Raw genomic sequence first — 19,962 nt, 5'->3', positions numbered from 1 at the left:
GCTGTCGTCACGAGTAGCTTGGCTCCGCCTCGCCTCACCCGAAATGGAGGGTCAGGACCTCGCGGACCGCTTCGACCATCCGCTCCACCGGCACCGAGACCTGCGCGGGACGCGAGGCCTTCCACTCGGCGTTGCTGGCGATCGCCTCCGCCTTGCGCGCACCTTCGATCAGGTCCTTGATCTGGACCTCGCCGGCCTCGCGCTCGTTCGAGCCCTGGATCACCACCGCGGGCGCCCGGCGCCGGTCGGCATACTTCATCTGCGCCTTCATCCCGGCAGCACCCAGATAGAGTTCGGCCCGGATGTTTTCGGCGCGCAGGCGCGTGACCAGCGCCTGATATTCGGCGATGTTCTCACGATCCAGAACCAGCACGACCACGGGACCGGGCTTGGCCGCGCCCTCGACCAGCGGGCTCTTGGTCAACCGCAGGGCCGAGAACAGGCGCGAGACGCCGATGGAGAAGCCAGTCGCCGGCACCGGCTCGCTGCGGAAGCGCCCGACGAGTCCGTCGTAGCGCCCGCCGCCCGCCACCGAGCCGAAGCGCACGGTCTGGCCGTCCTCATTGGTGACGGGGAAGGTCAGCTCCGCTTCGTAGACGGGACCGGTATAGTATTCGAGGCCGCGCACTACGGAAGGGTCGGCCCGCACCCGGTCGTGGCCGTAGCCCGCCGCCTCGCACAGACGCATGATCGCGTGCAATTCGGCGATGCCCTCCCGGCCGGTCTCGGAGGTGCCGACGACCTCCTGCCAGGAGCCGAAGAACTTCTCCCAGAACGCCATCCGGTCGGCGCCCTCGTGCGGGCTCGCCTCGAAGCCGACATAGGCCAGGATGCGCTCGATGGCGGCCTCCGAAAGCCCGGCGCCCTTGGTGAAGTCGCCGCTCTCGTCCTTGCGGCCTGGGCCGAGCAGCAGGCGCACGCCGTCCGCGCCGAGGCGGTCGAGCTTGTCGATGGCGCGCAGAACGGTGAGCCTCTGGCCCGCCTTATCGGGACCGGCGAGGCCGATCGCCTCCATCACCCCGTCGAGCACCTTGCGGTTGTTGACCTTGACCACGTACTGGCCGGCGAGCCCGAGGCGCTCCAGCGTGTCGGCCATCAGCATGCAGGTCTCGGCATCCGCCGCGACGGAGGCGGCACCGACGATGTCGGCGTCGAACTGCATGAACTGGCGGAAGCGGCCCGGACCCGGCTTCTCGTTGCGGAAGACGTAGCCCGCCCGGTAGCTGCGATAGGGTTTGGGGATCGCGTCGAAGTTTTCGGCGACGTGGCGAGCCAGCGGGGCCGTCAGGTCGTAGCGGAGCGAGAGCCACTGCTCGTCGTCGTCCTGGAACGAAAAGACGCCCTCGTTCGGCCGGTCGAGATCCGGCAGGAACTTGCCCAGCGACTCGGTGTACTCGACGAAGGGCGTCTCCAGCGCCTCGAAGCCGTAGAGCTCGAAGGTCTGCCGGATCGTGTCGAGCATGCGCCCCTGGGCGAGGATGTCGGCCTCGTGCCGGTCGGGGAAGCCGCGCGGCAGGCGGGGTTTCAGGGTCTCGGCCTTGGCCATATCGTCGCCGATCGGAGCGGTTCTTGAAGGGAAACCCGGCTCTATCGCAGGCGGCCGTGAGGCGGCAACCCGAAGGGCGCTCTAGAACAGGCGGCTGCCGTCGGGCACCGGCCGGTCGGGGGCGAACAGGACGACGGCGCCCGCCTCGTCGGCAAAGCCCAGCGTCAGCACCTCCGAGAGGAACTTCCCGATCTGGCGCGGCGGGAAGTTCACCACCGCCGCGACCTGCCGACCCACCAGGGTCCCGGGCGCGTAATGCTCGGTGATCTGCGCGCTGGAGCGCTTGGTGCCGATCACCGGTCCGAAATCGATCACGAGCTTGATCGCGGCTTTTCGCGCCTCGGGAAAGGCGTCCGCCGAGACGACGGTGCCGACGCGGATGTCGACGGCGAGGAAGGCTTCGAACCCGATCGTCTCGGATTCCGGGGCGGTGGGATCGTGGCTGACGTGCATGGGGCGATCCGAGCGCGTGGCGGTGCGGCGTTCTACGAAAGCCGCCGACATTCTCCAATCACCCTGGACGGAGGCTCAGAGCGTCAGGCGGTAGGCCAGGAGCGCCCCGAGGCCGAGCACTGCCAGCGGGATCTGCGCGGGGCGCAGGCGCTCGAAGAACAGGGGCGCCTCGCCGCGGCGGGCGGCAACGGGATCGAGGATCGTGATCTCGGTGAAGCCGACGATCAGCAGGCCCAGCGCGATGGCCGGCTTGCCCAGGGCGAAGGCGAGGAGTGCGCCGTAGCCGAGCAGGAACAGGCTCAGCATCGTGGCGATCTGCGCCAGCGTCGCCCCGCCCTCGGTGCGGAAGCTGACGCCGCGGCGCACGCCCGACAGGAACAGCAGGATCGCGCAGCCCCAAAGCAGGGTCAGGGTGAAGACCGCCTCGGCCGCCCCGCCCGGCAGCAGCCAGACCAGCACCGCCCCGGCGACGAAGGGCAGCATCGGCCCGTAGCCGAACACGACGCTGAGCCAGGGCACCGCCCGCGGCTCGTAGGCCCGGATGGTTCGTCCGCTGTCGTCGTCCTGCGTTCGGGCCATGGACACCTCGAGGCCAAAGAAGGCCGCCCGGTGAACCGGCGGGGCGCCAGCCTGTTCCGGGGATCGGATCCTGCGATCAGGCCGACCCCTCGGCGGCGCGCAGCCGCTCCGCCCGGCGGGTGCGGCGGCGACGGGACGGGCTCTCCTCGGTGGTGGCGGCGAGCCACCAGACCAGGACGAGCGCGCCGATACCCGCCGCACCGAGCGCCAGGAAGGCGCCGGACCAGCCGAACCAGCCCTGCGCGAGGCCGCCGTACCAGGCCGAGAGCGCGCCGCCCGCGCCCTGCACGGCGTTGACGGTGCCGAGCGCAGTCTGGGTGCGGCCCGAGCCCCAGGTCAGGTCGGCCACGACCACCGGGACCGCCACGCCGATGATGCCCGAGGCCACGCCGTCGAGGATCTCGGCGGTGACGAGCCAGTACGGATCGTCGATGAAGGCCGAGAGCGCCGCCCGGACGGGCAGGGCGACACAGGCGGCGATGAGGAGCTGGCGCCGGCCGCGCCGGTCGGCGAGCGAGCCGGCGGCCAGCGCCACGGGCACCATCACCAGTTGCGCCACCATGACGTAGCGGGCGGTCCAGGCGGTGGGATTGTCGGCGGTGTGCACGAGCTTCTGCCCGAGCAGGGTCAGCATGCCGCCATTGCCGAGCTGGAACAGGGCGAGCGCCACGGCGAGCACGAGCAGCCGCTTGTTGGTGAAGACCTGGGCGTAGGAGGAACGGGCCGGTGCCGCCTCGTCCTCTTCGTTCCAGCCCGCGGCCCGGCGTCCGTTGAAGGCGCGGGCGGGCATGGCCAGGGTGGCGGCGATGGCGGCTGCCGCCATCGCGCCGAGCACCCAGAAGGCGATCTCCGGCCCGAACCGGGCGGTGCCGACGGTGATGAGGCCGGCGGCGATCAGGATGCCGACATGGTTGAAGGCCTGGTTGCGGCCCTGCTGGCGCGGGAAGGCGTCCTTGCCGACGACGCCGAGCGTCAGCGCGGTCACGGCGAGCAGCAGCAGCGTGCCGCCCGCGGCCGCGAGGAACTGCGCGGCGAGCACCGGCAGGAAGGAATGGGCCGGCATCAAGAGCAGCGTGCCGGCGAGGATCGCGGCGCAGGCGATCACGATGAGCAGGCGCGGCCGCCCGAGCCGGTCGACGAGCGCGCCGAAGGGGCCGCTGAGGAGCAGCGTGCCCGCGCCCACCAGCGTGGTGACGAGCCCGACCTGCGACGGGCTCCACTGCCGCATCTGCGCGAGCCACGTGCCGAGGAACGGCCCGAGCCCGCCCTGGATGTCGCCGATGAAGACGTTGATCAGGGCGAGGTGGGTGGTGGGCGCCATGCTGTCCTTGGGGCTGATCCGGGGGCGGGCGCCTAACGCACCGCCGCGCTTGTGGCAACGCTGACTTGGCAACGCTGACCCTGCAACGCTTGCAAGGCCCGTCCGGTCTCCCGCCCCGTGCGGCTTCGCCGCGAGGCCGCAACGAAAAGGGGCCCCGCATCGCGGAGCCCCGTGCCGTGTTCGAACCGGTTTCGCCGCCCGGCCGGAAGCCGGGTCCCGCCTCAGGAGGCGAGCGGCGCGTTCGGTCCCGAGGCGCCCTCGGCGCCCTGGGCTTCCATCATCTTCTGACGGTAGAGGCCGACGAAATCGATCGGGTCGATGTAGAGGGGCGGGAAGCCGCCGTTGCGCACGGCCTCGGCGACGATCTGGCGCGCGAAGGGGAAGAGCAGGCGCGGGCACTCGATCATCACGGCCGGATGGATCTGGTCCTGCGGGATGTTGCGCATGCGGAAGATGCCGGCATATTTCAGCTCGAAGGCGAACAGCACCTCGTTCTTGATCTTGGCGTCGCCCTCCAGCGTCAGCTCGACCTCGAAATCGGCCTCGGCGATCTGCTGAGCGTTGACGTTGACCTGAATGTTGATCTGAGGCCCGCCCTCCTGCGGCTGCAGGGAGCGCGGCGCGTTCGGGTTCTCGAAGGAGAGGTCCTTGGCGTACTGCGCCAGCGCGTTGATCGCGGGCGCGAGATCCTCGGTCTGTGCGCCGTTGCCGTTGGGTGCCGCGGTATCGGCCATGGCGTCTCTCCTCCTCGCGTCGTCGTGCGCGGGTTCTGAAGAAGCGCACGAGCGCCCCTTCGGCGCGGGCTGCGGCTACCATGCCCGTACCGCGCGAACAAGCCGAACCCGGGCGATGCGGGCGCCTCCGGTCCGGGGCGCGGGCAGCACGTTCGAGCCCCGTTCTCGACTGCGCGTGAATGGGACGCGGGGCTCGTCTCGCCGGCTTGCCTGGAATCGCTCGCAGGCCGGCCCATATCACGATAAGGTCACGGACTTTGGCAGTCGGAGACAAACGGCCAAGAGCACCTTGCAAGACATCTCGTCCCGGCTCGATCCCCGCGCCGCCCTCGGCTAAGAGCCGTTTCGCGACAGGTTCCGCCGCCCGCCGGCGGGGCTTTCGCGAACCATCTTTCGGAGCATGGCGGGCGGGATCACGGGACGGGCCCCTCGTCCGCGCGGCCTTCGGGCGCCGGACTCACGCGTGCGACGGTCACGATTCGGATCGGTGATGCAGGATTCCTTCGACGTAACGACCCTGATCTTCCTGGCGCTGGCCGTCTTCGTGATCTGGCGGCTGCGCTCGGTGCTCGGCCAGAAGACCGGCACGGAGCGCTCGCCCTTCCGGCCGGTCGAGCGCAACCGCACCGAGCCGCAGGCCGGACGGGGCGAGGGTGACAACGTGGTGCGCCTGCCCGGCGCCGACCGCGCCCAGGCCGGCGCCGCGGTGCAGACCGCCCCGCGCGACTGGCGCGGCATCGCAGAGCCGGGCTCGGCGGTCGCCCGCGGCCTGGAGCAGGTGGTTCAGGTCGAGCCGGCCTTCGAGCCCCGCGCCTTCCTGGAAGGCGCGAAGGGGGCCTACGAGGCTATCGTCATCGCCTTCGCCAAGGGGGACCGCAAGACCCTGCGCGCGCTGCTGTCCCGGGAGGTCTGCGAGGGCTTCGAGCGGGCGATCTCGGAGCGCGAGAAGCGCCACGAGACCGTGGAGACCACCTTCATCTCCATCGATAAGGCCGAGATGGTCGCCGTCGAGGTGAAGAACCGCGTCGCGCAGGTCACCGTGCGCTTCCTCTCGAACCTCATCACCGCCACCCGCGACGCGGAGGGCAAGGTGATCGACGGCAATGCCGAGACCGGCGTCGAGGTGCCCGACGTCTGGACCTTCGCCCGCACGCTGGGGTCGCGCGATCCCAACTGGCAGCTCGTCGCGACCGACGCGGGCGGCTGATCGGTTCCGTCATGCCGTCCCGGCGCGTTTCCCTTCCGGCCGCAGCGGTCCTCGCCGCTGCGGCCGTTTCCGTTGCGGCCCCCTGTCTGGCCGAACCCTCTCCCGCGCCCCCGCAAGTTCCCGGCGCGGTGCTGGAGCCTGTCGTGCTCGCCGCCCTGCCGGGCTGGCGCGAGGACGATGCCGGCGCCGCCCTCGACGCCTTCCGGCGGAGCTGCGCGGGGCCCGGTCCCAATCCGCCGCAGGCGCCGAGCGTGACGGGCACCCCCGCCGATCTCGCGGCCGCCTGCGCGAGCGCCGCCGCGGTGAAACCGGGTGAGGCGAAAACATTCTTCGAGGCTCGGTTCTCGGCCTACCGCATCGTGCGCCCGGCCTCCGGCACGGAGCCGGAGCGCAGGGCCGGCTTCCTCACCGGCTATTTCGAGCCGGAGCTGACCGGCTCGCTCGAACCCGGCCCCGGCTACACCGCCGCTGTCCTCGCCCGGCCCGACGACCTCGTCAGCCTCGCCCCCGGCGAGACGGCGCCTGGTCTCGATCCGATCTTCCGGGCGGGACGCCGGACCGAGACCGGGCTCGTGCCCTATCCCGACCGTGCGGCGATCGAGGACGGGGCGCTCGGCGCCCGCACCCGGCCGCTCCTGTGGCTGCGGGATGCCGTCGATCTCTTCGTGCTGCAGGTTCAGGGCTCCGGCCGGGTGCGGCTGCCGGACGGGCGCTCGATGCGGGTGCTCTACGACGGCAAGAACGGGCAGCCCTACACCTCGATCGGCAAGCTCCTCGTCGCCGAGGGACACCTGCCCATCAACGGCCTCAGCCTGGAGCGCTGGACTTCGTGGCTGCGCGCCAACCCGGACCATGCCCGCCGGCTGATGCGGATGAACGCCTCCTACATCTTCTTCCGGACCGAGCCGGTGACCGACCCCGCCCTCGGCCCGCCCGGCGCGGCCGGCGTTCCCCTGAGCCCCGGCCGCAGCATGGCGGTGGACGGTGGCTTGTGGCGCTACGGCCTGCCCTTCTGGCTGGAGGGCAAGCTGCCGGGCCAGCCCGGCCGCGGCCATCTCGTCGTCGCCGCCGATACCGGCTCGGCCATCGTCGGCCCGGCCCGGGGCGATCTCTATGTCGGCACCGGCGCCGCGGCGGGCCGCGCGGCGGGCGACCTGCACGATCGCATGGGCTTCGTCGTGCTGATCCCCAAGCCCTCCGCGCCGTCCGCAACCGCCCCCGCGCAGGACGCGGCCGCGCCGGAGGCCGCCACCGGAGCGGGACGGCCGTGAGCGCGCGGCCGCCGCGGCGCGCGCGCCTGCTCTCGCGGGAGGAAGCCCATCTCTGGGGGGAGATCGCCAAGCTGATCACCCCCCTGCGCGGGCGCGCCAAGCCGAAGAAGCCGCCCTCGCCCGAACCCGAGAAAGCCGCCGCGCCGCGGCCGAACCCGCCCGCTCCGGCCCGTCCGGCGGTGCGGCCGGCCGCGAAGAAGGCGGTGCCCTCTCCCCCCGCTCCTTTCCCCGCCCGGCCGATCCCCGCGGCGGTCCCGTCCCGAAAGGTCGGAAAGCCGCTCAAGCTCGGCGATCTCGCCCCCGAGATCGCCCGCGCCGGTCCCGCACCGGCCCAGGCGCCACCGCCCGCCCTCCCGGTCACGCCCGGGCTCGAGCGGCGGGAGCGGCGCGGGCTGGAGCGGGGCAGGCTGGAGATCGAGGCGCGCATCGACCTGCACGGCCTCTACCAGGCGGAGGCCCATTCCGCCCTGGTCGGCTTTCTGCTGCGCTGCCGCGCGGCGGGACATGCCCGCGTGCTCGTGGTGACCGGCAAGGGCGGCGAGGGCTCGGCCTTCGGCGGCGGGGAGCGCGGTGTCTCGGAGCGCGGCGTGCTCCGGCGCAGCGTGCCCCACTGGCTGCGGGGACCGGATCTGCGCGGTTTCGTCCTCGGCTTCGAGGAGGCGGCGCGCCATCACGGCGGGGCCGGCGCTCTCTACGTGCGGCTGCGGCGGCGATAATCTCCCAAGACTTCAAGTTCTCGGGTCTTGAGCCGGGCGGCGAAACGCGCTATTGACCCCTGCTCTCCGATTGCAGCCGTGTCGCATCCCGAGGTCGTTCCGGCCGAGCGGACCCGATGCGTGGACCGGGCCGCGCGCCCGCGGCGGCTACGGACCTGGAACGCCTCCCCGGCGTTCAGCCCTGCTCCCCGACCGGCCGATTCTTCCCCGCCATTCGTTGGTTGCATCCTCCCACATGACGTCACAGAACGACGCTCTCGCCCCCGTCGAAGCTCCGGTCGAAAGCGCGCCCGCGCCGGCCGATCTCGTCGCACGACGCGAGATGCGGCTTCAGGATCTCAAATCCAAATCGCCGACCGAGCTCACGGCCTTCGCCGAGGAGGTCGAGGTCGAGAACGCATCGACCATGCGCAAGCAGGAGCTGATGTTCGCGATCCTCAAGCAGCTCGCGGCCAACGAGACCGAGATCATCGGTGCCGGCACGGTCGAGGTGCTCCAGGACGGGTTCGGCTTCCTGCGCTCGAACGACTCGAACTACCTGCCGGGTCCGGACGACATCTACATCTCGCCGACCCAGATCCGCCGCTTCGGCCTGCGCACGGGCGACACGGTGGAGGGCCCGATCCGCGGCCCCAAGGACGGCGAGCGCTACTTCGCGCTGATCAAGGTCAACACGATCAACTTCGAGAACCCGGAGAAGATCAAGCACAAGGTCCACTTCGACAACCTGACGCCGCTCTTCCCCACCAAGCGGTTCAAGCTCGAACTGGACAACCCGACCAAGAAAGATTTTTCGCCCCGCATCATCGACATCGTCTCGCCGATCGGTAAGGGCCAGCGCGCGCTGATCGTCGCGCCGCCGCGCACGGGTAAGACCGTGCTGATGCAGAACATCGCGCAGTCGATCACCCTCAACCACCCCGAATGCTACCTCATCGTGCTGCTCATCGACGAGCGCCCGGAAGAGGTGACCGACATGATCCGCTCGGTGAAGGGCGAGGTCATCGCCTCCACCTTCGACGAGCCGGCCACCCGCCACGTGCAGGTCGCCGAGATGGTGATCGAGAAGGCCAAGCGGCTGGTGGAACACGGCCGCGACGTGGTGATCCTGCTCGATTCCATCACCCGCCTCGGCCGCGCCTACAACACCGTGGTGCCCTCCTCCGGCAAGGTGCTGACCGGCGGCGTCGACGCCAACGCCCTGCAGCGGCCCAAGCGCTTCTTCGGCGCGGCCCGCAACATCGAGGAGGGCGGCTCGCTCACCATCATCGCCACCGCGCTGATCGACACCGGATCGCGCATGGACGAGGTGATCTTCGAGGAGTTCAAGGGTACCGGCAACTCCGAGATCATCCTGGACCGCAAGGTCTCCGACAAGCGTATCTTCCCGGCCATCGACATCACCCGCTCCGGCACCCGCAAGGAGGAGCTGCTGGTCCCGCCGGATGCGCTCAAGAAGACCTACGTCCTGCGCCGCATCCTCAACCCGATGGGCGTCACCGACGCGATCGAGTTCCTCATGGACAAGCTGCGTCAGACCAAGAGCAACGGCGACTTCTTCGACTCGATGAACACCTGAGGCGGAGGTCTCGAACGGATCGGCCGGCATCGCCGGCCGGTTCCGGCCCGCACGGTTGCCGATGGAGCGCCGAGCGGGCACCTCGCGCGCGATCCTGCCGCGCCCGATGGGCGTGATGCGCGAAATTATGCAGTAATCGCAAAATCTTCCGCCCGCCCGAACCAATGCTCCCTCGCGACGTTGGCCCGCCATGACTGCCCGAGGGCGGTCCTGTTCGGAGACGGCGCATGGCAACCCGCAACGTATCGGATCTCGTGGTCGAAACGCTCGAGCTGGCGGGCGTGCGGCGTGTCTACGGTCTCGTCGGCGACAGCCTGAACGGGATCACCGAGTCGATCCGGAGCCGTGGCGTCATCGATTGGGTGCATGTCCGCCACGAGGAGGTGGCCGCCTTCGCCGCCGCGGGCGAGGCGCAGGTGACGGGTGAACTCGCGGTCTGCGCCGGCTCCTGCGGACCGGGCAACCTCCACCTCATCAACGGTCTGTTCGACGCCCACCGCACCCGCACGCCGGTTCTGGCGATCGCCGCGCACATCCCCTCCTCCGAGATCGGGCTGAACTACTTCCAGGCCACCCGGCCGGAGGAGCTGTTCCGCGATTGCAGCCATTTCTGCGAGCTGGTCTCCGACCCACAGCAGCTGCCCAACGTGCTGGAGACGGCGATCCGCACGGCCGTGGGCCGGCGCGGCGTCGCCGTGGTCGTCATTCCCGGCACGGTTGCCCTGAAGGAGGCGCCCAAGCGCGCGCTGGCCGCTCCCGCGACGCTTCGCCCGCGCGCGCCCGTCACCGTGCCGCCGGCCGACGAACTCGACCGCCTCGCCGACCTGCTCAATAACTCCAAAAAAATCACGCTGCTGTGCGGGCGGGGCTGCGCCGGGGCGCACGCGCCGTTGATGCGGCTGGCCGAACGGCTCAAGAGCCCGATCGTCCACGCGCTCGGCGGCAAGGAGCATGTCGAGCACGACAACCCCTACGATGTCGGCATGACCGGCTTGATCGGGTTCTCCTCGGGCTACGCGGCCATGGAGGCCTGCGAGACCCTGCTGATGCTCGGCACCGACTTCCCCTACCGTCAGTTCTATCCCGAGCACGCCAAGATCGCGCAGGTCGATCTGCGGCCCGAGAATCTGGGCAAGCGCTGCCGGCTGGAACTCGGCCTCGTCGGCGACGTCGCCGCCACCCTCGAAGCCCTGCTGCCGCGGCTCACCGGCAACGACAGCGACCGCCATCTGCAGGCCAGCCTCAAGCACTACGCCAAGGCGCGCGAAGACCTCGACGACCTCGCCACCGGCAAGCCCGGGCGCAAGCCGATCCACCCGCAATATCTCACGCGCCTCTTGAGCGAGGCGGCGACCGACGACGCCGTGTTCACGGCCGATGTCGGCACGCCCACCGTCTGGGCCGCCCGCTACCTCGCCATGACCGCCGGACGCCGCCTGATCGGCTCCTGGGCGCACGGCTCCATGGCCAACGCCCTGTCCCACGCCATCGGGATCCAGGCGGCGAGTCCGGGCCGGCAGGTGATCTCGCTGTCGGGCGATGGGGGCTTTGCCATGCTGATGGGCGACATCCTCACCCTGACCCAGGAGAAGCTGCCGGTGAAGGTGGTCATCTTCAACAACGGCACGCTGGGCTTCGTCGAGCTGGAGATGAAGGCGGCGGGCTATCTGGAGACCGGCGTCGCGCTCGCGAATCCGGATTTCGCCGCCATGGCCCGCGCCATCGGCATCCACGCCCATCGGGTCGAGGATCCGGGCGATCTGGAGGGGGCGATCCGGGACGTGCTGGCCCATCCCGGCCCGGCGCTCCTCGACGTGGTGACGAACCGCCAGGAACTCGCCATGCCGCCCAAGCTCCAGGCCGAGCAGGTGAAGGGCTTCAGCCTCTACGCGCTCCAGGCCGTGATGAACGGGCGCGGCGACGCGATCCTCGACCTCGCCCGGACCAACCTGCTGCGTTGACGAGGCGGGCGGTGAGGGGGCTGGCCCTCACCGCTTCCACACCCCGAGCCGCTCGGTGCGGGCGTGATCCTCGGCCGCGGCAAGATCGGGCGTCGCTTCCGCCGAGGCGCGGCCTCCGCCGTTGAACAGCACCACTTCCGAGAGGTCGCGGCCCTCCACGGTGCAGATATGCGCGCTGCTGCCGGGGGCGGGCTGGCAGCTCACCTGCCGTCCGCGCAGATACTTCGACAATTCGTCGGCCTGCCCACCGCGGACCCACTCGACTCCGAACAGGCGCACGACCTTTCCGCCCACCCGCAGCGTGGCGGTGTCGATCACCTCCGGTATGCCGGTCAGGGCATTGGGGTTGTTGCGCCGCGGCTCCGGCTCCGGCGGGCGCGCCTCCGGCGTCTCGGAAGGCGGCGCATCGGGGGCCGGCTCGTCGGACCCGCGCTGCCCCGAGGCCGACGGTGCTCCGGCGGGCGCCCTCTGGGCGGTCTGCGTCTCGGAGCCCGACCGGGCGGCCGAGCCGGCCTCCTCGCCGGTGTCTCCCCTTAGCGAGAGGGCCGCCACGAGGCCGGCGCCCGCCAAGGCGCCGAGGGTCATCAGGACCACCGGCCGACGGCTTCCGGCGGAGAGGGCGTCGTCCATGAGGTCGCGGACCCGGGTCAGCGTCTGGCCGGGCTGAAGCCCGCCGGCGAGCCGCTGCCAGCCCGCGCCGAGCCGGGCCCGTGCCTCGGTCAGGCGCTGCGCCGCGTCGGGCGTGGCGCCTGCGGTGGCTGACGGGGCGATGTCGTCCGTGGCCGTGATGGTGGTCGACACCGGGGCCGGACGCGGCCGGGCCTTCAGCCGCTCGGCGAGGCGGCTGCGCCAGCCCTCCACGGTCTCGCTCGCCGCGCTGGCGAGCGCCCGGCTCCGCTCGGCCGAGGTGTTCGCCAGCGAGCGTGCCAGGGCCGATTGCGTCTCGACGAAGCGCGCGCCCGCCGCCCGCACATCGGCGATGGCGTCCCGCGGAGGCTCCGGTTCCGGCTCCGGTTCCGGCGGCAGGAACAGGGGCGCGTGCTGCGCGCGAAGCTCTTCGACGAGTTCGTGCAGGGTCAGCGGCACGCCGGCCCCCTCCCCCGCGCCGCGCAGCCGCACCGCGCCGCCGCGATCGACGATCCGGTAGCCGGGCACGCCGTCGGCGGGCTCGACGAAACCTTCCGCGATCAGCGCCAGGGTCCGGCGCGCGACCGGGCGCACGCCCCGCCGGTCGAGTTCGGCCAGGATCAGCGCGCGGATCCGGCGATCATCCTCGGAGAGCGGTGCCTCCGGCGGCGCGGCAGCCTCCTCGCTGGTCCGGCCTGCGGCCTTTGCCGATCCCTTCACGTGTCCGACGCCCCGTCTCTCACCCGTTCCGGGCCCCTGCTTGGAGAGGCCCCCGCCGCCTCCTTCTACAGCATGGACCGCGCAGGACTATGCGGTCCATGCGGCGGCTCTGTCCGCCCCGTGCGGCCCCGCTCAGGCGCCCCCGGACCCGCCCCGGCTGAGGACGCGGCTCGATTCGGAGACGACCACCGGGCGCCCGCCCGCGAAGCTCACGGTGAGCAGAAGTTCGGCGACGCCCTGGGAGCGGGCGCCGCGGGTGGGACTCACGGCCGTGAAGTCGTAGACGGTGCGCACGAGGCAGGTCGCGCTCGGCCCGTCGCAGGCGACGCGCGGCTCGCCCTGCGGCTCGTAGCGCCGCTCCGGCCAGCGGCGCACGAAGCGGCGCTTCTCGGCCATCAGGGCCGGGATCGCGAGGTTGCGCCCGTGGAAGCGCACCTGCGCGCCGTAGAAGCGCGGGGCGGAGGCCAGCATCGCACCGTTCGGCGCCGAGATGCTGGCGAGGTAATTGAGGCTCAGGCGCTGCGCCGTGATCGCCCAATCGGAGAAGCGCGGATCGGGCTCGGCCCGGGCGATTGCGACCGGCGGCGGGGTCGTGGCCGGATTCATGGGGCGATGGGTGCGCGCGGCCTGGGCACGGGCGCGCTCGCGGATCGCGGCCCGGCGCCCGCGACGGGCCTCCGCGGCGTGATCCCGGTCGGCCGTCTGCCCGTAGGCCCGCTCCTGGCGCCGGGCGCTGCGCCGGGTGGGCGCGGCCGCCCGACGGGTCTCGGCGGCCTCGTCCGGCGCCGCCTCGGAACGGTTGCCGGCCTCCGGCGCCGGCTTGGCCCGCTCGGCTCCGGGACTGGGCGCGCCCGACTTCGCGGGCGGATCGACCCAGTTCGGGCTCTGCTGGGCCTGGGCCTGGGGCGCGCAGGCGGTGGAGAGGAGCAGGGTCAGGAGCAGGGCGGGGCGCATGGCAAGACCGATCGGACAGGCAGGCCGGTAGGATGCCGCGCGAAATGCCCGGAACCGGCGGCATGCACCGTTGGCTCAAGGCGGCAGGACGGGTTTCGCGGGCGGCGCTCGGGTGGACGGAACGCGCGACGAGACCGCTACGGTTCCACGTTTTTCCGTCGAAGGGCTCGGTTTGCCTACACCGGGGACGCGCCGCTTGCGACCGATGGCGCCGCCGGGGGCAAGGTTACCCCCGCTCTCCCCGCGCCCGGCGTCTCCCCTGTTCGTGTGCGGACCCGACCCTTGCCATCAGGCGGGGAGTGACCACCTTGAGCGTAGCCGCCGTCCTTCGCGTCTGGGGGCGGACCGTCTCCTTCGGGAGCGGCGGGCGCGATGCCCCGAGGCGGGTCCGGGCCCCTCTGACGGTCGAGGCGTCGACCGTGATGTCGGATCCTTCAACCGCTCGCGCGGACGCGGCGCGAGAGCGTGCGAGGATATCCCTTTGCCGGCCATGCTGGTCTTCCTGCCCCGTTCGAATGCGTGCGGAGCGGTCTCTTGAGTGCGGGCGCGCAAAGCCCGCGCCGGGCCCTCTTCCTCGTCAACGCCAAGGCCCGCAACGGCGGCGCTCCGCTCGACGCGATCCGCACGATCCTGCGCGAGGGCGGCCTCGAACTCGTGGAGCCGGAGAACAGCGCCGATTGCCACGCGGTGATCGGGCGCCACGCGGGGTCGGTCGATCTCGTGGTCCTCGGCGGCGGCGACGGCACCATGAACGCGGCGTCCCAGGCCTTGGTCGAGACCAAGCTGCCCTTCGGCATCCTGCCGCTCGGCACCGCCAACGACCTCGCCCGCTCGCTCGGCCTGCCTCTCGATCCGGAGGCGGCCGCGCGCGTCATCCCCACGGCGCCCGAGAAGGCGATCGATCTCGGCTGGGTCAACGGGCACTACTATTTCAACGTGGCCAGTGTCGGCTTCTCGGCCGACCTCGCCAGCGAACTCACGGCGGAGGCCAAGAAGGCCTGGGGCACCGTGGGCTACGCCATCGCCGCCTTCCGGCTCCTGCGCCGCGCCCGCCCCTTCACCGTGACCATCGAGCATGACGGTCGCACCGAGAAGGTGACCACGATCCAGGCCTCGGTCGGGAACGGGCGGCACTACGGCGGCGGCATGACCGTGCAGGAGGACGCTACCGTCGATGACGGGCAGCTCGACTTCTACAGCCTGGAGGTCGCCCATTGGTGGCGGCTGATCGCGCTGCTGCCGGCCCTGCGCCGGGGCACCCACGGCAAGGCCGCGGACGTGCGCGCCTTCGAGACCACGGAACTGGTGCTGAGGACCCGCAAGCCGCGGGCGGTCAACACCGACGGCGAATTGACGACCTGGACGCCGGCCCATTTCAAGGTCGTGCCCAAGGCCGTGCGGGTCCTCGCGCCGCCGGACGGGGCGCCCGGCCCGTCGCATCGCTTCCCCCTCCCCTTCTGAGGCAGCGCCCGCCTCTCCCTCCGACCGACGGAACGACTCGTGGACGACCTGCTGCAACTCGCCGCCGATCCCACTGCCTGGGCCGCTCTCGCGACGCTGATCGTGATGGAGGTGGTGCTCGGCATCGACAACCTGATCTTCATCTCGATCCTGACCAATCGGCTGCCGGAGCATCAGCAGAGCCGGGCTCGGCGCATCGGCATCGGCCTCGCGCTGGTGCTGCGGCTCGCCCTGCTCGGCACCGTGGCCTGGATCGTCCACCTGACGGAGCCGGTCTTCGAGATCCTCGGCAAGGGCTTCTCCTGGCGCGATCTCATCCTCATCGCGGGCGGCCTGTTCCTGCTGTGGAAGGCGACAAAGGAGATCCACCACAGCGTCGATCCGGCGCCGGAGGAGAAGCTGGGCCATCAGACGGCACTCAATTTCGGCTCCGCCATCGCGCAGATCCTGCTGCTCGACCTCGTCTTCTCGGTCGATTCGATCATCACCGCCGTCGGCATGACGGACCACGTGCCGATCATGGTGATCGCGGTCGTCACGGCCGTCACCGTGATGCTGATCGCAGCCGATCCGCTCTCGCGCTTCATCGCTGCGAACCCGACCGTCGTGATGCTGGCGCTCGGCTTCCTCATCATGATCGGCATGACGCTGCTGGCCGAAGGCTTCGGGGCACATGTGCCCAAGGGCTACATCTACAGCGCCATGGCCTTCTCGGCGGGCGTGGAGGGGCTCAACATGCTGGCCCGGCGCCGCAGGCGCGCCAAGAACCCGATCGGGAAGGCGTGATATCGTCTTCGTTTGATCGCCTCGGTCTTTGCCCCGCTCCGTCTTCGCGAGGCGGAGCCGAAGCGACCCAGAGCGCGACCTGTCCGGACAGTGCGGAGCCCTGGATTGCCACGGCTTCGCCTCGCAAGGACGAGGGAAGAGACCAGAGCGATCAAACGGAAACCGTATGAGGCCGGTTTTCCCGTGAAAACCCGGCGGGGGACGGCAAGCCTTCAGCCGATCTCCCCCGCCCGCCTGAGGAGCGGACAGATGCCCTCGCAATGCGAGGAACCCGGCAGACCGTGCCGCAGGCAGCAGACCCGGCGGCGCGGCGGCTCGCAACCCGCAACCGCGTCGGCGCGCATCAGCGTGAGCGCCGAGCATGCTTCGCGCGGCCAGCGCAGCGCGCGCAGGGCCTCGGTTACCTCCCCGGTGCGGCCCGGGTTTTCCCGTCGGATCTCGCTCAGCGTCCAGAACAGGTGGCCGCCGGCATTCTCCCATAGCAGCCGCGTCGACAGGCCGGTCTCCGTCCGCAGTGAGCGGATGACGGGCGCGACCGATTCGGCGAGCAATCGGTCGACCTGCGCCGGGAGCGAGGCCGGCCAGGCAAATTCCTGCGCGAGATGGACCGTCGCGGGCAGACCGGTCGTCGGGGCCAGATGGAGGGAGCCCAGCGGGAGATCCCGTCCGAGCCGCGCTCCTGCAGCGAGGGTGGGCGCGATCAGGCCGGCGAAGAGATAGGCGCTCCAGAGAGAGGCGACCGCCGGACGCTCACAGCCCGGATGCGCATCCGCGAAGGTGGCGAGGGCATCGGCAAGGGCACCCGAACGCCCGAGTTCCTGCAGGGTGCAAGCCGCCGGATCGGGATCACGGCGCAGCCGGCCCGAGAACGCGGCGAAGGCGCCCGTGAGGGCGCCGTCGAGATCGGCTTGCGTGACGGTGCTCAGGGCGGAAATCGCCTTCACCCGCGGTCGGTCAGGCCCGCATCGAGCGGCCGGGATCGCCCACGATAACAGAACCGGGGTCGGCCTCCGCAATACCCGCGGCGGCGCCGGTCGTTCACGCTGACCTGACGTCGCACGCCGATCCGTGGGTCGGCGAATCGTCCCGACGGATGCCTAAAGCATCGTCTCGAAAGGTGGCTGCCGGCTTTCGGAGAAAGACGATGCGAAACAAGAGGCTGGAACATCGTGCCGGATACGATATCCGGCACGATGGTCTAGAGCAGCGGTTGACGGGCCGCCGCATCCTCACGGGCGCAGATCGCAGGGTCGGGCTTCGTCCCCTCCCCGCCCAGGGCCCGCTTCAGGTCGGACCGGGCGCGCTCCAGATCCGCGCGGAAGCCGGAATCCGTCATCAGCACGGCGACCAGCGCCGAGGCGCCGGTGCGGGCGGCCTCGACATCGCTGAGCCAGTGGACGCCGCAAACCACCCGACTCTCGCCGTAGAGCCGGCTGCGCACGAGGAACTGCGTCGCCTTTTCCGGCATCAGGCTCGCCATGATCAGGCCGTAGGCCCAGCCCTGGCCGGCATGGCCGGACGGGTAGCTGAAGCTGTCGGCGAGTTCGGGCGTGCGGGCAACGCAGATCGGCGCAGCGTTGCCGACGAAGGGCCGCAGGCGGCGGTAGCGTCGCTTCGCGACACGGGTGGCCCGGGCGATGTCGATGCGGGCGCGGTCGAGCAGGCGCATCAAGTCGGGCACGCGCGCCTGGTCGATGCGCTGCCCGAGCACACAGGCATAATCTTCGAGGAGGGCGGCGCCGCCATCGGCCACGTCGTTGGTGGCCAGGGCCCAGCGCGGGCTGCCCTCGTAGGCCCGGCTGGCGTTGTAGACCGCCTTGTCCGCCGCCTCCGCCGGGGAATGCCCCGCCGGCGGCGGGGGCAGGATCGCCACGAGGTTCGGCGTCGCCTCCTCGCTGAGATAGCCCTTCGGGGCGGCGGTGCCGAGCTTGTCCCGCTCCAGCGATGGCGCCGATTTCACGGCGGGCTCCGGCGGTGCCGCCGGCTGCGCCCCGAGCGGACCGGCGGCGAGGAGGAGCATCAGCAGGCCGCCGAGGCGAGCCGGCGCACGGGTCGAGCGGGACATCAAAACAGGCTTTCGAGGACCGTGTCGAGAAGGTCGGGAGCTTCGTTCGGGAAGCGGAGCGCGTCTTCCGGGCCGAGGCTCCGAGCTATCTATGGGCGCCGTGCGACAGGCGCGTCACAGGCCCAGTACCTTGAAGAGGTTTCGAACGAGGCGAAAGCCGGTCGGTCGCCGGGAGCGGTGACAGGGCGGAGGAAGCGAAAGGTGCCCGCCTTCGAGGGAGCGTTCAGGCCGCCCGGATCGCTTCGGCGATGGCGCGCGGAAATTCTTCGTGCGGGCTCAGCGCGCCCGGCACCCGACGCGCCACGACGCGGCCCGTCCCGATCAGCGCATCCATCTCGGCGCCCGAGCGCCGGGGCACCCCCTCCGGGCGCAGGACGGAGACGGGCGGCAGGCCCTCGTCGAACAGGGCCAGGAACGGCTCGCGCGCATCGAACGGATCGAGCCCGCCGGTGACGAAGGCGGCGGTGCCGAACCGGCCCCGGCGCTGGCGGGTGATCCGGTGCTTGGCGGCGACGACCCCGGGCGTCACGTGCGCGGCGTCCGCGTAGACGTGGGCGCGCATCATCCGGCCGATGATCGGCGGGCTGATATTGATCCGGTAGAGCGCTTCGCCGAGGAGCGGCATCTCGACCGCCCGGCGGATTCGTCCGAACCAGCGGGCGCGCTCCGGTCCCATGGCAGTCGGCAGCGGCCCGCGCCAGGTCGGCGCGACGAGCACGAGCCGTGCGAAGGCGCCCGGATGACGGCGCGCGGCGGCCGCGAGGTAGGGCGCGGCGTGTCCGGCCGCGACCGCGAGGGCGTAGGGACCGGGCGCCGCCGCGAGCAGGGCGTCGAGGAAGGCGTGCAGGGTCTCGGGGTTCAGCGGCAGGGCGGCCCGCGCGTGGGCACCGAAGCCCGGCCAATCGGGCACGAGGCAGCGATGGGCGGCCCCGAGTTCACGGGCCAGCGGCAGCATCTCCTCGCGGGCGGAGATCGAGGAGAGGGCGGGCAGGAGCAGCGCGGGCGGCCCCTCCCCGACCTCGGTACAGGGCGTCGGAACCCGGTGACCCGCGACCGTCAGGTCGAGGGTCCGCGTGGCGAGGGTGGTTCCGACGGGCGCCATCAGGTCCGCAGCAGCTCGTTGATGCCGGTCTTGGCGCGGGTGCCCGCATCGACGCGCTTGACGATGACGGCACAGTAGAGGCCGGGGCCGGGTGTGCCGTCCGGCAGGGGCTTGCCGGGCGTGGTGCCGGAGACGACCACCGAGTAGGGCGGCACGCGGCCGTAGAAGGTCTCGCCCGTGTTGCGGTCGATGATCCGGGTCGAGGCGCCGATATAGACGCCCATCGACAGGACCGAGCCCTCGCCGATGATCACGCCCTCGGCCACCTCGGCGCGGGCGCCGACGAAGCAGTTGTCCTCGATGATGACTGGGTTGGCCTGGAGCGGCTCCAGCACGCCGGCGATGCCGGCGCCGCCGGAGATGTGGCAGTTCTTGCCGACCTGCGCGCAGGAGCCGATCGTCACCCAGGTGTCGACCATGGTGCCCTCGCCCACATGGGCGCCGAGATTGATGAAGCTCGGCATCAGCACCGCGCCCGGCGCGATGTAGGAGCCGCGGCGCACGAAGCAGCCCGGCACCGCGCGGAAGCCGGCGGCGCGGAACTCCGCCTCGCCCCAGCCGGAAAACTTGGAGGGCACCTTGTCCCACCAGGGGGAGGAGCCGGGGCCGCCCTCGATCGGCACCATGTCGTTGAGGCGGAAGGAGAGCAGCACCGCCTTCTTGAGCCACTGGTTGACCTGCCAGGACTCGTTGCCCTTCTCGCCGACCTTCTCGGCGACGCGGGCCTTGCCGGAATCGAGCAGGTTCAGCGCCTCGTCCACCGCCTCGCGCACGGGGCCCGTGGTCGTGGTCGAGATGCCGGTGCGCTCCTCCCAGGCGGCTTCGATGGTCTTCTCGAGATCGGCGTGGGGCGCGGCTTGGGACATCGGGGCTTTCCGGA

The 19,962-nt window shown here is 71.3% G+C and carries 18 protein-coding genes; 7 read left to right on the top strand and 11 right to left on the bottom strand.

Features of this window, described 5'->3' with window-relative positions; all coding sequences use genetic code 11:
- Positions 1 to 34 precede the first annotated feature (34 nt).
- The 5 genes from hisS to secB all read right to left on the bottom strand — a co-directional run bounded on the left by hisS (position 35) and on the right by secB (position 4,633).
- The gene (hisS, locus tag ACPCJR_RS11575; protein ID WP_391512165.1) at positions 35 to 1,546 is read right to left on the bottom strand and encodes a histidine--tRNA ligase; all 1,512 of its coding nucleotides are present in this window, start codon (positions 1,544 to 1,546) and stop codon (positions 35 to 37) included.
- Between the two features lie 81 nt (positions 1,547 to 1,627).
- Positions 1,628 to 1,999, bottom strand: coding sequence for a tRNA-binding protein (locus ACPCJR_RS11570; RefSeq protein ID WP_391512166.1), 372 nt, complete (start codon positions 1,997 to 1,999; stop codon positions 1,628 to 1,630).
- A 75-nt stretch (positions 2,000 to 2,074) separates the two neighbouring features.
- A complete protein-coding gene (locus ACPCJR_RS11565) occupies positions 2,075 to 2,578 on the bottom strand; it encodes a DUF3429 domain-containing protein (protein ID WP_391512167.1) in 504 nt (167 codons plus the stop codon).
- Between the two features lie 76 nt (positions 2,579 to 2,654).
- Positions 2,655 to 3,899, bottom strand: coding sequence for an MFS transporter (locus tag ACPCJR_RS11560; protein WP_391512168.1), 1,245 nt, complete (start codon positions 3,897 to 3,899; stop codon positions 2,655 to 2,657).
- Positions 3,900 to 4,120: 221 nt separating this feature from the next.
- A complete protein-coding gene (gene secB / locus ACPCJR_RS11555) occupies positions 4,121 to 4,633 on the bottom strand; it encodes a protein-export chaperone SecB (protein WP_391512169.1) in 513 nt (170 codons plus the stop codon).
- Positions 4,634 to 5,123: 490 nt separating this feature from the next.
- Here secB and ACPCJR_RS11550 point away from each other — a divergent pair, with 490 nt between their 5' ends.
- The 5 genes from ACPCJR_RS11550 to poxB all read left to right on the top strand — a co-directional run bounded on the left by ACPCJR_RS11550 (position 5,124) and on the right by poxB (position 11,367).
- Complete coding sequence (locus ACPCJR_RS11550) at positions 5,124 to 5,840, top strand: Tim44/TimA family putative adaptor protein (RefSeq protein ID WP_110350365.1); 717 nt, start codon at positions 5,124 to 5,126, stop codon at positions 5,838 to 5,840.
- A gap of 11 nt (positions 5,841 to 5,851) precedes the next feature.
- The gene (locus ACPCJR_RS11545) at positions 5,852 to 7,111 is read left to right on the top strand and encodes a murein transglycosylase A (RefSeq protein WP_391512170.1); all 1,260 of its coding nucleotides are present in this window, start codon (positions 5,852 to 5,854) and stop codon (positions 7,109 to 7,111) included.
- Positions 7,108 to 7,827 carry a Smr/MutS family protein gene (locus ACPCJR_RS11540; RefSeq protein WP_391512171.1) on the top strand — a complete coding sequence of 240 codons (720 nt, stop codon included), beginning with the start codon at positions 7,108 to 7,110 and terminating at the stop codon, positions 7,825 to 7,827. Before ACPCJR_RS11545 ends, ACPCJR_RS11540 begins: the two co-directional genes overlap by 4 nt.
- Positions 7,828 to 8,062: 235 nt before the next feature.
- On the top strand, positions 8,063 to 9,406 hold the full coding sequence (rho, locus tag ACPCJR_RS11535; RefSeq protein ID WP_391512172.1) for a transcription termination factor Rho: 1,344 nt from the start codon (positions 8,063 to 8,065) through the stop codon (positions 9,404 to 9,406).
- A gap of 227 nt (positions 9,407 to 9,633) precedes the next feature.
- Positions 9,634 to 11,367, top strand: a complete 1,734-nt coding sequence (gene poxB / locus ACPCJR_RS11530) for a ubiquinone-dependent pyruvate dehydrogenase (RefSeq protein ID WP_391512173.1) — start codon at positions 9,634 to 9,636, stop codon at positions 11,365 to 11,367.
- A 27-nt stretch (positions 11,368 to 11,394) separates the two neighbouring features.
- Here the strand turns inward: poxB and ACPCJR_RS11525 are convergent, their stop codons facing one another.
- Both ACPCJR_RS11525 and ACPCJR_RS11520 read right to left on the bottom strand, forming a co-directional pair.
- Positions 11,395 to 12,714: a thermonuclease family protein gene (locus ACPCJR_RS11525; protein ID WP_391512174.1), complete on the bottom strand. Its 1,320-nt coding sequence runs from the start codon at positions 12,712 to 12,714 to the stop codon at positions 11,395 to 11,397.
- 132 nt (positions 12,715 to 12,846) lie between these two features.
- Positions 12,847 to 13,668 (bottom strand): hypothetical protein, encoded by an 822-nt coding sequence (locus ACPCJR_RS11520; protein WP_391512175.1) that lies wholly within the window; start codon positions 13,666 to 13,668, stop codon positions 12,847 to 12,849.
- A 534-nt stretch (positions 13,669 to 14,202) separates the two neighbouring features.
- On the opposite strand from ACPCJR_RS11520, the gene ACPCJR_RS11515 reads away from it, so the two are divergent.
- Both ACPCJR_RS11515 and ACPCJR_RS11510 read left to right on the top strand, forming a co-directional pair.
- Complete coding sequence (locus ACPCJR_RS11515; protein ID WP_391512176.1) at positions 14,203 to 15,129, top strand: lipid kinase; 927 nt, start codon at positions 14,203 to 14,205, stop codon at positions 15,127 to 15,129.
- 39 nt (positions 15,130 to 15,168) lie between these two features.
- Positions 15,169 to 15,915: a TerC family protein gene (locus ACPCJR_RS11510; protein ID WP_391512177.1), complete on the top strand. Its 747-nt coding sequence runs from the start codon at positions 15,169 to 15,171 to the stop codon at positions 15,913 to 15,915.
- A 212-nt stretch (positions 15,916 to 16,127) separates the two neighbouring features.
- On the opposite strand, the gene fhuF is transcribed toward ACPCJR_RS11510, so the two are convergent.
- From fhuF to dapD, 4 genes are all read right to left on the bottom strand, one after another.
- Positions 16,128 to 16,859 (bottom strand): siderophore-iron reductase FhuF, encoded by a 732-nt coding sequence (fhuF, locus tag ACPCJR_RS11505; protein ID WP_391512178.1) that lies wholly within the window; start codon positions 16,857 to 16,859, stop codon positions 16,128 to 16,130.
- 254 nt (positions 16,860 to 17,113) lie between these two features.
- Entirely contained in the window at positions 17,114 to 17,980 is an 867-nt protein-coding gene (locus ACPCJR_RS11500) for an acid phosphatase (protein WP_391512179.1), read from the bottom strand.
- A gap of 223 nt (positions 17,981 to 18,203) precedes the next feature.
- Positions 18,204 to 19,082: an alpha/beta fold hydrolase gene (locus ACPCJR_RS11495; protein ID WP_391512180.1), complete on the bottom strand. Its 879-nt coding sequence runs from the start codon at positions 19,080 to 19,082 to the stop codon at positions 18,204 to 18,206.
- Entirely contained in the window at positions 19,082 to 19,948 is an 867-nt protein-coding gene (dapD, locus tag ACPCJR_RS11490; protein ID WP_391512181.1) for a 2,3,4,5-tetrahydropyridine-2,6-dicarboxylate N-succinyltransferase, read from the bottom strand. Before dapD ends, ACPCJR_RS11495 begins: the two co-directional genes overlap by 1 nt.
- Positions 19,949 to 19,962: the final 14 nt, after the last annotated feature.

This window comes from Methylobacterium sp. NPDC097929, assembly GCF_049543375.1.
GTDB lineage: Bacteria > Pseudomonadota > Alphaproteobacteria > Rhizobiales > Beijerinckiaceae > Methylobacterium.
This window is presented reverse-complemented; position numbering and strand designations above follow the sequence as displayed.

What these genes read in the sequence shown, in the direction of transcription:
- ACPCJR_RS11545 (WP_391512170.1), top strand. Translation starts at nt 5,852, where the DNA reads ATGCCGTCCCGGCGCGTTTCCCTTCCGGCCGCAGCGGTCCTCGCCGCT.
- poxB (WP_391512173.1), top strand. Translation starts at nt 9,634, where the DNA reads ATGGCAACCCGCAACGTATCGGATCTCGTGGTCGAAACGCTCGAGCTG.
- hisS (WP_391512165.1), bottom strand. Translation starts at nt 1,546, where the DNA reads ATGGCCAAGGCCGAGACCCTGAAACCCCGCCTGCCGCGCGGCTTCCCC.
- ACPCJR_RS11500 (WP_391512179.1), bottom strand. Translation starts at nt 17,980, where the DNA reads ATGTCCCGCTCGACCCGTGCGCCGGCTCGCCTCGGCGGCCTGCTGATG.
- ACPCJR_RS11550 (WP_110350365.1), top strand. Translation starts at nt 5,124, where the DNA reads ATGCAGGATTCCTTCGACGTAACGACCCTGATCTTCCTGGCGCTGGCC.
- dapD (WP_391512181.1), bottom strand. Translation starts at nt 19,948, where the DNA reads ATGTCCCAAGCCGCGCCCCACGCCGATCTCGAGAAGACCATCGAAGCC.
- ACPCJR_RS11520 (WP_391512175.1), bottom strand. Translation starts at nt 13,668, where the DNA reads ATGCGCCCCGCCCTGCTCCTGACCCTGCTCCTCTCCACCGCCTGCGCG.
- ACPCJR_RS11570 (WP_391512166.1), bottom strand. Translation starts at nt 1,999, where the DNA reads ATGCACGTCAGCCACGATCCCACCGCCCCGGAATCCGAGACGATCGGG.
- secB (WP_391512169.1), bottom strand. Translation starts at nt 4,633, where the DNA reads ATGGCCGATACCGCGGCACCCAACGGCAACGGCGCACAGACCGAGGAT.
- ACPCJR_RS11560 (WP_391512168.1), bottom strand. Translation starts at nt 3,899, where the DNA reads ATGGCGCCCACCACCCACCTCGCCCTGATCAACGTCTTCATCGGCGAC.
- ACPCJR_RS11565 (WP_391512167.1), bottom strand. Translation starts at nt 2,578, where the DNA reads ATGGCCCGAACGCAGGACGACGACAGCGGACGAACCATCCGGGCCTAC.
- ACPCJR_RS11495 (WP_391512180.1), bottom strand. Translation starts at nt 19,082, where the DNA reads ATGGCGCCCGTCGGAACCACCCTCGCCACGCGGACCCTCGACCTGACG.
- rho (WP_391512172.1), top strand. Translation starts at nt 8,063, where the DNA reads ATGACGTCACAGAACGACGCTCTCGCCCCCGTCGAAGCTCCGGTCGAA.